11 protein-coding genes are annotated in these 10,260 nt (G+C 71.3%); all 11 read left to right on the top strand.

What is annotated here, in order from left to right; translation table 11 throughout:
• Positions 1 to 210 precede the first annotated feature (210 nt).
• On the top strand, positions 211 to 1,287 hold the full coding sequence (prfA, locus tag ACFV6I_RS01665) for a peptide chain release factor 1 (protein WP_063347811.1): 1,077 nt from the start codon (positions 211 to 213) through the stop codon (positions 1,285 to 1,287).
• Between the two features lie 63 nt (positions 1,288 to 1,350).
• On the top strand, positions 1,351 to 2,217 hold the full coding sequence (gene prmC / locus ACFV6I_RS01660) for a peptide chain release factor N(5)-glutamine methyltransferase (RefSeq protein WP_063347810.1): 867 nt from the start codon (positions 1,351 to 1,353) through the stop codon (positions 2,215 to 2,217).
• Between the two features lie 94 nt (positions 2,218 to 2,311).
• Positions 2,312 to 2,959 (top strand): L-threonylcarbamoyladenylate synthase, encoded by a 648-nt coding sequence (locus tag ACFV6I_RS01655; RefSeq protein WP_063347809.1) that lies wholly within the window; start codon positions 2,312 to 2,314, stop codon positions 2,957 to 2,959.
• A 32-nt stretch (positions 2,960 to 2,991) separates the two neighbouring features.
• The gene (locus ACFV6I_RS01650; RefSeq protein ID WP_063351136.1) at positions 2,992 to 3,633 is read left to right on the top strand and encodes a protein-tyrosine-phosphatase; all 642 of its coding nucleotides are present in this window, start codon (positions 2,992 to 2,994) and stop codon (positions 3,631 to 3,633) included.
• A gap of 191 nt (positions 3,634 to 3,824) precedes the next feature.
• Positions 3,825 to 5,105 carry a serine hydroxymethyltransferase gene (gene glyA / locus ACFV6I_RS01645; protein ID WP_063347808.1) on the top strand — a complete coding sequence of 427 codons (1,281 nt, stop codon included), beginning with the start codon at positions 3,825 to 3,827 and terminating at the stop codon, positions 5,103 to 5,105.
• A 174-nt stretch (positions 5,106 to 5,279) separates the two neighbouring features.
• The gene (locus tag ACFV6I_RS01640; protein ID WP_063347807.1) at positions 5,280 to 6,557 is read left to right on the top strand and encodes an MraY family glycosyltransferase; all 1,278 of its coding nucleotides are present in this window, start codon (positions 5,280 to 5,282) and stop codon (positions 6,555 to 6,557) included.
• A 302-nt stretch (positions 6,558 to 6,859) separates the two neighbouring features.
• Complete coding sequence (locus ACFV6I_RS01635) at positions 6,860 to 7,303, top strand: hypothetical protein (protein ID WP_063347806.1); 444 nt, start codon at positions 6,860 to 6,862, stop codon at positions 7,301 to 7,303.
• Between the two features lie 285 nt (positions 7,304 to 7,588).
• The gene (gene atpB, locus ACFV6I_RS01630; protein ID WP_063347805.1) at positions 7,589 to 8,404 is read left to right on the top strand and encodes a F0F1 ATP synthase subunit A; all 816 of its coding nucleotides are present in this window, start codon (positions 7,589 to 7,591) and stop codon (positions 8,402 to 8,404) included.
• A 90-nt stretch (positions 8,405 to 8,494) separates the two neighbouring features.
• Positions 8,495 to 8,737, top strand: a complete 243-nt coding sequence (atpE, locus tag ACFV6I_RS01625) for an ATP synthase F0 subunit C (RefSeq protein ID WP_030302757.1) — start codon at positions 8,495 to 8,497, stop codon at positions 8,735 to 8,737.
• A gap of 34 nt (positions 8,738 to 8,771) precedes the next feature.
• Positions 8,772 to 9,332 (top strand): F0F1 ATP synthase subunit B, encoded by a 561-nt coding sequence (locus tag ACFV6I_RS01620; RefSeq protein WP_063347804.1) that lies wholly within the window; start codon positions 8,772 to 8,774, stop codon positions 9,330 to 9,332.
• On the top strand, positions 9,329 to 10,144 hold the full coding sequence (locus ACFV6I_RS01615; RefSeq protein ID WP_063347803.1) for a F0F1 ATP synthase subunit delta: 816 nt from the start codon (positions 9,329 to 9,331) through the stop codon (positions 10,142 to 10,144). The genes ACFV6I_RS01620 and ACFV6I_RS01615 overlap by 4 nt, the downstream gene beginning before the upstream one ends.
• Positions 10,145 to 10,260: the final 116 nt, after the last annotated feature.

The following is a 10,260-nucleotide window of genomic DNA, read 5'->3' as shown; positions in this document are numbered from 1 at the left end:
GTCCGCCTGTCTCGCGGCCGGGGGTCCGTCACCCGCGCGGGGGGCCGGCGCCCGCGCGCCGGGGCGGCGCGGGCTCCCCGCCGGTCCTGGGGGGGGGGGGGGGGGGGCCCCCCCCCCGTTCGCATCCCCCCAGCACCCCCTCCAGCGGTTCGCACCACCGGCCGGTTCCCACCGGCTCCCAACGGTTCTCACGGGAAGAAGGCCCACTCCATGTTCGAGGCAGTCGAAGAGCTCCTCGTCGAGCACGCCGACCTCGAGAAGAGGCTGGCCGACCCGTCCGTCCACGCCGACCAGGCCAACGCTCGCAAGCTGGCCAAGCGGTACGCCGAGCTGACCCCGATCACCCGGGTCTACCGGCAGTGGCGACAGGCCGGCGAGGACATCGAGGCCGCGCGCGAACTCGCCGCCGAGGAACCGGAGTTCCTCGCCGAGGTGAAGGAGGGCGAGCAGCGTCGCGAGGGGCTGACCGAGGAGCTGCGGCTGCTGCTCGTGCCGCGCGACCCGAGCGACGACAAGGACGTCATCCTGGAGATCAAGGCGGGTGAGGGCGGCGAGGAGTCCGCGCTGTTCGCCGGCGACCTGCTCCGGATGTACCTGCGCTTCGCCGAGCGGATCGGCTGGAAGACCGAGATCATCGACGCCAACGAGTCCGACCTCGGCGGCTACAAGGACGTCTCGGTGGCCGTGAAGACCAAGGGCAACGCCGAGGCCGGGCAGGGCGTCTGGGCCCGGCTGAAGTACGAGGGCGGCGTGCACCGCGTGCAGCGCGTCCCCGCCACCGAGTCCCAGGGCCGCATCCACACCTCCGCGGCGGGCGTGCTGGTCACCCCCGAGGCGGAGGAGGTCGAGGTCGAGATCGTCGCCAACGACCTGCGGATCGACGTCTACCGTTCGTCCGGCCCCGGCGGCCAGTCGGTCAACACCACCGACTCCGCGGTCCGGATCACCCACCTGCCGACCGGTATCGTGGCGTCCTGCCAGAACGAGAAGAGCCAGCTGCAGAACAAGGAGCAGGCGATGCGCATCCTGCGGTCGCGCCTGTTGGCCGCCGCGCAGGAGGAGGCCGAGCGCGAGGCCTCGGACGCGCGTCGCAGCCAGGTCCGTACGGTGGACCGCTCCGAGCGGATCCGGACGTACAACTACCCGGAGAACCGCATCTCGGACCACCGCACGGGGTTCAAGTCGTACAACCTGGACCAGGTCCTGGACGGCGAACTGAACGCGGTGATCCAGTCCTGCGTCGACGCGGACGCGGCGGCCAAGCTCGCCTCGGCCCAACAGAACTGAGACCGGCGCGCCCAAGCCCGAGCGACGGCGCGAGCCGGAGCGCAGAAACAAGAGGTCGTACGGATGAACCTGCTGCTCGCCGAGGTGGCCCAGGCCACCCAGCGGTTGGCCGCGGCCGGCGTGCCGTCGCCGCGCTTCGACGCGGAGGAACTCGCCGCCTACGTCCACAACGTCAAGCGCAGCCAGCTGCACTCGGTGAAGGACGCCGACTTCGACGCCCGCTACTGGGAGGCCGTCTCCCGCCGCGAGGCGCGCGAACCGCTCCAGCACATCACCGGGCGGGCGTTCTTCCGCTACCTCGAACTGGAGGTCGGCCCCGGGGTGTTCGTGCCCCGGCCGGAGACCGAGACGGTCGTCGAGTGGGCCATAGACGCCGTCCGCGACATGGACGTGGCCGAGCCGCTGGTCGTCGACCTGTGCTCCGGCTCCGGCGCCATCGCGCTCGCCCTGGCCCAGGAGCTGCCGCGCTCGACCGTGCACGCCTTCGAACTCGACGAGGGCGCGCTGCAGTACACCCGGCGCAACATCGAGGCCAGCCCCGACCGCGCCCGGGTCACCCTGCACGCCGGTGACGCCACCCGGGCCTTCGCCGACGACCGCTCCTGGGACGGCCGCTTCGACCTGGTGATCTCCAACCCGCCGTACATCCCGCTCACCGAGTGGGAGTACGTCGCCCCGGAGGCCCGCGACCACGACCCGCAGATGTCGCTGTTCTCCGGCGAGGACGGCCTGGACACCATCCGCGGCATCGAGCGGGTGGCCGCCCGGCTGCTGCGCCCCGGCGGCGCGGTGGTGATCGAGCACGCCGACCAGCAGGGCGGGCAGGTCCCGTGGATCTTCAACGAGGAACGCGGCTGGACGGACACCGCCGACCACCGCGACCTGAACAACCGACCGCGCTTCACGACAGCCCGCAGGGCGTCGTTGTGACCAGCCGGGCCGCGGCCGCGCCGCTCGCCCGGCCGCGCCGTGAAGACCGTGCTGTGAACGCTGTGATGAGCCATTCCGGAAGGGGACCGCACCGATGAGCCGCCGTTACGACTGTGCCGACGCCGGGGACCGCGCCACCGGCCTGCGCGAGGCCGCCTCGGCCATTCGCCGGGGCGAACTCGTCGTGCTGCCCACCGACACCCTGTACGGGGTCGGCGCGGACGCCTTCTCGCCGGAGGCCGTCGGCGACCTGCTGGCCGCCAAGGGCCGCGGCCGCAACATGCCCTCGCCCGTGCTGGTCGGCTCGCCGACCACCCTGCACGGCCTGGTCACCGACTTCTCCGAGCAGGCCTGGGAGCTGGTCGACGCGTTCTGGCCGGGCGGGCTCACCCTGGTCGCCAAGCACCAGCCCTCGCTGCGCTGGGACCTCGGCGAGACCCGCGGCACCGTCGCCGTCCGGATGCCGCTGCACCCGGTCGCCATCGAGCTGCTGAACGCCACCGGCCCGCTGGCCGTCTCCAGCGCCAACAAGACCGGCGGCCCGTCCCCGGCCACCTGCGACGAGGCGCAGGCGCAGCTCGGCGACGCCATCTCGGTCTACCTGGACGGCGGACAGGCGGACCACGCGACCGCCTCGTCCATCGTCGACGTCACGGGCAAGGTCCCGGTCCTGCTGCGGGCGGGCGCGATCAGCGTCGAGCAGCTGAGGGAGGTCGTCCCCGACCTGGAGGCCGGCAGTTGACGCCCATCGCCTCGCTCCATGCCGGGCCCGGCATAGCGCCGTACCTGAGTGTGGGCCCCAGGCCGCTGGACCACTTCCGGATCCTGTTCGTCTGTACCGGCAACATCTGCCGCTCGCCGATCGCCGAGCGGCTCACCCGGCGTGAGCTGGACACCCGGCTCAGCCCCCGGGTGGCCGGCCGGATCCTGGTGGAGAGCGCCGGCACCTGGGGCCACGTGGGCGCGCCGATGGAGGACCACGCCGTGACCGTCCTGGACGAGTACGGCGCCGACAGCGGCGGCTTCACCGGCCGCGAGCTGCTGGACGAGCACGTGGTCGAGGCCGACCTGGTGCTCACCGCGACCCTGGACCACCGCGCCCAGGTCATCTCGATGGGCCACGAGGCGGGGCTGCGCACCTTCACCCTGAAGGAGTTCACCCGCCTGGTGCGGACGATCGACCCGGGCACCCTGCCCGACCCGCGCCGCGGCGCCGACGTCACCGAGCGCGCCCGCGCCCTGGTCCGGGCGGCCGCCGCGCTGCGCGGCTGGCTGCTCGCCGCCACCCCGGAGTCCGACGAACTGGACGACCCGTACGGGGCCCCGATCGGCATGTTCCGCAACTGCGGCGAGGAGATATTCCACGCGGTCGACCCGGTGGTCACCGCGCTCACCGGCGTGCCCGCGCTGCGCTGACCGCCCGCGCCGCGAGCGGCCCGGAGGCCCCCCGGCGGCCCCCCGGAGACCAGGGGACGGCCCGCGGCGGCCGAGCGCCGAATGGCCCCGCGCCGACGAGCCGCCCGGCCCGGCCGGTCCTACGCTGGAGGAACCCACCCTTCCCGGCCCCCACGCCGGGAGGCGCCCCCACGCCGCCCCGGAGCCCCGCCATGACCGTCACCGACGCCCCGACCGGCCCGACCGCGACCAGAGGGCGCCCGTGGGCCTCCGAGGCACTGCACCGGGCCGATCCGCAGGTGGCCGACCTGCTGGCGGCCGAGGCCGAGCGGCGGGCCGAGACGGTCCAGCTGCTGGCGGGGGAGAACCTGACCTCCCCGGCCGTCCTGGCGGCGCTGAGCGGGCCGCTGATCGACAAGTACGCCGAGGGCTACCCGGGCCGCCGGCACCACACCGGCTGCGCCCTCGCGGACGCCGCCGAGCTGCTGGCGATCGACCGGGCCCGTGAGCTGTTCGCCGCCCCGCACGCCAACGTCCAGCCCCGGTCGGCGACTTCGGCGATGCTGGCGGCGTACGCGGCGCTGCTGCGGCCCGGCGACGGGGTGCTGGCGATGTCGCTGGAGCACGGCGGCCACCTCAGCTGCGGCTCGCGGGCGAACTTCTCCGGCCGCTGGTTCGCCTTCACCGGGTACGGGGTGCGCGAGGCCGACGGCCTGATCGACCTCGACCAGGTGCGCGACCTGGCCCGCGAGCACCGCCCGAAGGCGATCGTGGCGGGCTCGATCTCGCACCCCCGGCACCCGGACTGGGCCGCCTTCCGGGAGATCGCCGACGAGGTGGACGCCTACCTGATCGCCTCGGTCGCCCAGACCGCCGGCCTGGTCGCGGCCGGCGTGGCGCCCTCCCCGGTGCCGTACGCGGACGTCACCGTGGCGGCCACCCACAAGCTGCTGCGCGGCCCGCGCGGGGGCCTGCTGCTGTCCACCGCGGAGCTGGCCGAGCGGATCGACCGGGCGGTGTTCCCGTTCAGCCAGGGCGGGGCGGCGATGAACGAGGTGGCCGGCAAGGCGGTGGCGCTGGCCGAGGCGGCGACGCCCGGCTACCGGGCGTACGCGCAGCGGACGGTGGACGGGGCGCGGGTGCTGGCGACAGGGCTCGCGGCGGCCGGGATGCGCCTGCTGACCGGCGGCACCGACACCCACCTGGTGACGGCGGACGTGAGCCCGCTGGGCGTCACCGGCGCGGAGGCCGAGCGGCGCTGCGCCGTGGCCGGACTGCTGCTCGGCAAGTGCGCGCTGCCCTTCGACCCGGCTCCGGCGGCCGAGGCCTCCGGGATCCGGCTGGGCACCGGCACGGTGACCAGCCAGGGGATGGGCGAGGCGGAACTCGCCGAGCTCGCCGGGCTGATCGCTCAGGCGCTCGCCGGAGGCACGGGCGCGCGGGTGGCGAACCGGGTCCGGGAGCTGGCCCTGTCCTTCGCCGACCGACGGTGACGAGGGCGTCGTCGACGGATATTCGGATCTCCTACCCGGGAGAGCGAACCGCGATGCGTGCCTTGAGCGTCCGACTCAATAAGGTGTGGGGCGTGGCGACGCACCTCGAACCCCGGGAACGCAGGGGAGTACCTTCGGTACCTCCCCGTTGGACAGTGACGCAGGAGGCCGGTGGTGCGTGAGTATCTGCTGGTGCTGTTCTGCACCGCCGCCGTCACCTACCTGTTGACCGGCCCGGTCCGGAAGTTCGCCATCGCGGCCGGCGCCATGCCGCCGGTCCGCGCCCGGGACGTGCACCGCGAGCCGACGCCGCGGCTCGGCGGGATCGCCATGTTCGGCGGGCTGTGCGCGGGCATCCTGGTCGCCTCGCAGCTGGACAACCTGAGCAAGGTGTTCTCGCAGGGCACCGACATCCGCGCGCTGCTGTCCGGCGCCGGGATCATGTGGCTGCTCGGGGTGCTCGACGACAAGTGGGGCGTGGACGCGCTGGTGAAGCTCGGCGGCCAGATGATCGCCGCCGGTGTGATGGTCTGGCAGGGCGTCACGGTGATCACCCTCCCGGTGCCCGGTGTCGGCGCGGTCGCGGTGAGCCCCACCCAGGGCATGGTCATCTCGGTCACCCTGGTCGTCGTCATGGTCAACGCGGTGAACTTCATCGACGGCCTGGACGGCCTGGCGGGCGGCATGGTCTGCATCGCCGCGATGGCGTTCTTCCTGTACAGCTACCGGCTCTGGTACGGCTACACGATCACCGACGCGGCGCCCGCGGTGCTGTTCAGCGTGCTGCTGATCGGCATGTGCCTGGGCTTCCTGGCGCACAACATGCACCCCGCGCGGATCTTCATGGGCGACTCCGGCTCGATGATGCTGGGCCTGATGCTGGCCGTGGCCGCGATCTCCATCACCGGCCGCGTCGACCCGGACCTGATCAGCAGCGAGACCGGTTCGCAGACCGCGACCGTGCACGCCCTGGTGCCGATCTACATCCCGCTGCTGCTGCCGCTGACGGTCATCGCACTGCCGCTGGCGGACCTGCTGCTCGCGGTGGTGCGCCGCACCTGGGCCGGCCAGTCGCCGTTCGCCGCGGACAAGCGCCACCTGCACCACCGGCTGCTCCAGGTCGGGCACTCGCACAGCCGTGCGGTCCTGATCATGTACTTCTGGGCCGCGCTGATCGCCTTCGGCACGGTGGCCTTCTCGGTCACCAACACCGGCCGCACGGTGGTGCTGACGCTCGCCGGGCTCTGCCTGGTCGGCCTGGTGGTGCTGCTGACGCCGCAGTTCCGGCCGCGCGCGCCGAAGGCGGTGCAGGCCTTCGTCCCGCCGCGCTACCGGCGCCGTCCGCCCGCCCCCATGGCCGAACTGTCGGCAAAGGACAAGCAACTTCTCGGTGAAGCCGACCGGGGAGCCTCCGCGCTCGACGACCACGGCCGGACCACCGGACGCCGCTAGCAAGGCAGTTGATGTTCCGTCAAATGGGCTCACCCGTTCGGCTGTACCGTTGCGCCGTCGGTGTGACAGGTGCCACACATTCATGGTAAAGCTCTCATCAAATAGTTTGTGATACCGTTCACGAGTACCGAGAACACGCCGAAAGACCTGACAGGTGGAGGACTTCCGTCCCTGGTCGGTCTCCCTCGACGGGCCCGCCGCTCCAGCGGGCGGCCCGGGCGGCGGCCTCTCGGTCCGGTGTCACCCACCACCTTCTGTGCCCCGTCCCCCCGTCTCATCGACATGCCGCCGGAGCTGCCGACATGCCGTCCACCGACGCCCGGATCCTCCGAGGCGCCGCGATTCCCACTGCGGCCGCCGGGATCATCGCCATGGCGATCTCGTTCGCCGTCGCCGGCGGGAAGGGGCTGCTCGGCGCCCTCTTCGGCGCGCTGCTGGTGATGGCCTTCTTCAGTTCCGGCCAGGTCGCGCTCGACCGCCTGACCAGGTCGAACCCGCAGATCATGATGGCCGCGGCGCTCCTGGTGTACACCACGCAGATCCTGCTGGTCGGCATCGTCCTGGCCGTCTTCAAGGACACCGGGCTCTTCAACCGGCAGGCCTTCGCCTTCACGCTGCTCGGCTGCGCGCTGATCTGGACGGGGTTCCAGGTGCGTGGCGCGCTGAAGGCCAAGACCTTCTACGTCGACCCCGACGCCTCGGAAAAGAAGGGTGACAAGCCTTCCGACTCGGGGCGTCAACAGTGACGAGGCCCGACTGTCCCCCCAACGAGGGGGGCGGTGTTTATGCCGCACTGACGGACTGCTATCGTCCGTCGCAACAACGGAGTACGGGAAGCGGCCAGGTCTGTCCGAACAGCGGACGGATCGCCCCCCGAATCCGCGCAGTCTTCGATGATCCCGCTGTGGTGCGGCGCACCGGCGCGCGGGATCCGCGAGAAACCCATCAAGTTTCAGTGCCGCTCCGTGGCCGCAGGCCACGCCGACACACCGAGGTTGCCGTAACCATGCGTCACGACGAAGGAGTCCGTGGTGAGTGCTGATCAGCTCACGTTCCTCGCCTCAGGCAGTTGCCACTTCGGGGACGCTGGCTGCGGCTTCCCGGCCCCGGGTCTGAACGAGTTCCAGTTCAAGCCGATCTTCTCGATCGGCAGCATCGAGTTCAACAAGCCGATGCTGCTGTCGGTCATCGTTGCGCTGCTGGTCGTCGTCTTCTTCTGGGCCGCCTTCGCCAAGCCGCGCCTGGTCCCCGGCAAGCTGCAGCTGGTCGGCGAGATCGGCTACGACTTCGTCAAGCGCTCCATCGTGCTGGAGACGATCGGCAAGAAGGGCGAGAAGTACGTCCCGATGCTCGTCTCGATGTTCTTCTTCATCTGGTTGATGAACATCATGTCGATCATCCCGTTCGCACAGTTCCCCGTGACGGCGGCGATCGCGTTCCCGGCCGGCCTCGCGGCGGTCGTGTGGATCACCTACATGACGCTGACCTTCAAGAAGCACGGCTTCGTCGGCGGTCTCAAGAACCTCTGCTGGCCCTCGGGCATCCCCGGCTGGGTCATGTTCATCCTGGTGCCGATCGAGTTCTTCTCGAACATCTTCGTGCGCCCCTTCACGCTCGCGGTCCGAGCCTTCGCGAACATGTTCGCGGGCCACCTGCTGGTCGTGATGTTCTCCGTTGCCTCCTGGTACCTGCTCAGCCCGACCCTGGGTGCGCTCTACGGCTCGGCCTCGTTCGTCGTCGCCGTCGGCCTGACCGCCTTCGAGCTGCTGGTCCAGTTCCTGCAGGCCTACATCTTCGTGATGCTCGCCAGCAGCTACATCGCCGGTGCCCTCGAAGAGGCGCACTGAGCCAGGGGGCCCCGGCCCTCCTGAACCACTCCCGGAACGCCCGGTGGCCAATCACCACCGGTACACCATCCCCGCAAAGGACACACTGCAATGAGCATGCTCGCTGAGGTCGGCGTCTACGGTTCCGTCGCTTCGATCGGTTACGGCCTCGCCGCGATCGGCCCCGGCATCGGTGTCGGTCTCATCTTCGGTAACGGTGTGCAGGCGATGGCCCGCCAGCCCGAGGCTGCCGGCCTGATCCGCTCCAACATGTTCATCGGCTTCGCGCTGACCGAGGCGCTCGCCCTCATCGGCATCGTCATGCCGTTCGTCTTCGGCCAGGGCCCCAAGTAATCCCCGGCGTAGACCCTTCGAGGAAGGTCCAGATATGAGCGTCGTGGCTCAGCTTGCGGAGACGGAGGAGATCATGAATCCTCTCCTGCCCGCGTGGCCCGAGATCATCATCGGCCTGCTCTGCTTCTTCATCGTCTTCGGCCTGCTCGGCAAGAAGCTCCTCCCCAGCATCGAGAAGGTGCTGTCGGAGCGTCGGGACGCCATCGAAGGCGGCATGGAGCGCGCCGAGGCCGCCCAGGCCGAGGCCCAGGCCCTGCTTGAGCAGTACCGCGCCGAGCTCGCCGAGGCGCGTCACGAGGCTGCCCGCATCGTCGAGCAGGCTCGCGAGCAGGGCGCTGCCCAGCTCACCGAGATGCGCGAGGAGGGCCAGCGTCAGCGCGAGGCCATCGTCGCCGCCGGCCACGCGCAGATCGAGGCCGACAAGAAGCAGGCGACCGCCGTCCTGCGCCAGGACGTGGGTTCGCTGGCCTCCCAGCTGGCTTCCCGCATCGTGGGTGAGTCCCTTGAGGACAGCGCTCGGCAGAGCGGCGTGATCGACCGTTTCCTGGACGAGCTGGAGGCCAAGGCCGCCGTTGCTCAGGGTGCGGCCAAGTGATCGGCGCCAGCCGCGAGGCCCTCGCCGCCGGCCGGCAGAACCTGGAGAGCCTGACCGACTCCACCTCGGTGGACGCGGCCAAGCTCGCCGAGGAGCTCACCGCCGTCACGGCCGTGCTGGACCGTGAGGTGTCGCTGCGCCGTGTCCTGACCGACCCGTCCCGGTCGGGTCAGGACAAGGCCCAGCTGGTCTCCTCGCTGCTGACCGGTCAGGTCTCCGGCGAGACCGTCGACCTCGTCTCCGGTCTGGTCCGCTCCCGCTGGTCGGGCTCGCGCGACCTGGTGGACGGGACCGAGGAGCTGGCCGCGTACGCCGAGGTCATCGCGGCGGACAGGGCAGGCGCCCTGGACGACGTCGAGGACGAGCTGTTCCGGTTCAGCCGGGTGGTGAGCGGCTCGCACGAGCTGCGCGCCGCGCTGACCGAGCCGAAGGCCGGCATCGCCCCGAAGGCCGCGCTGATCAACAAGCTGCTCGGCGGCCGCGCCCACGCGGGCACCGTCCGGCTGGTCACGGCCATCGTCAACGCGCCGCGTGGCCGTAGCCTGGAGCAGGGCCTGGAGTCCTACTCGAAGCTCGCCGCCGCGCGCCGCGGCCGCGTGGTGGCCCTGGTCACCACCGCGGTGCCGCTGTCGGACACCCAGAAGGAGCGCCTGTCCGGTGCTCTGGCCCGGATGTACGGCCGCCAGGTCCACCTGAACATCGACGTCGACCCCGAGGTCGTCGGCGGTGTCCGGGTGCAGGTCGGCGACGAGATCATCGACGGCACCGTGTCGAGCCGCCTCGAAGGCGCTCGCCAGTCGCTCGAAGGCTGAGCACCGAAGCAGCAGCACATCCGACCCTCGGTCGGGAAACCGGCTCCCCAAGGAGCCGGCACATCGGACGGCCGGTTCGGCAGACCCGGCCGAGAGTCGAATACTTGCGGCCCTCA

Origin of the sequence: Kitasatospora sp. NPDC059803 (assembly GCF_042732255.1) — a bacterium.
In the GTDB taxonomy this organism is placed as follows: Bacteria; Actinomycetota; Actinomycetes; order Streptomycetales; family Streptomycetaceae; genus Kitasatospora.
The sequence above is the reverse complement of the archived record's forward strand: the minus strand, read 5'-3'. Positions and strand labels throughout refer to the sequence as shown.

Bases quoted from the DNA above. Each gene is read 5' to 3' on its own strand.
- prfA (WP_063347811.1), top strand. From the start codon at position 211: ATGTTCGAGGCAGTCGAAGAGCTCCTCGTCGAGCACGCCGACCTCGAG.
- ACFV6I_RS01635 (WP_063347806.1), top strand. From the start codon at position 6,860: ATGCCGTCCACCGACGCCCGGATCCTCCGAGGCGCCGCGATTCCCACT.
- glyA (WP_063347808.1), top strand. From the start codon at position 3,825: ATGACCGTCACCGACGCCCCGACCGGCCCGACCGCGACCAGAGGGCGC.
- atpE (WP_030302757.1), top strand. From the start codon at position 8,495: ATGAGCATGCTCGCTGAGGTCGGCGTCTACGGTTCCGTCGCTTCGATC.
- ACFV6I_RS01620 (WP_063347804.1), top strand. From the start codon at position 8,772: ATGAGCGTCGTGGCTCAGCTTGCGGAGACGGAGGAGATCATGAATCCT.
- ACFV6I_RS01655 (WP_063347809.1), top strand. From the start codon at position 2,312: ATGAGCCGCCGTTACGACTGTGCCGACGCCGGGGACCGCGCCACCGGC.
- prmC (WP_063347810.1), top strand. From the start codon at position 1,351: ATGAACCTGCTGCTCGCCGAGGTGGCCCAGGCCACCCAGCGGTTGGCC.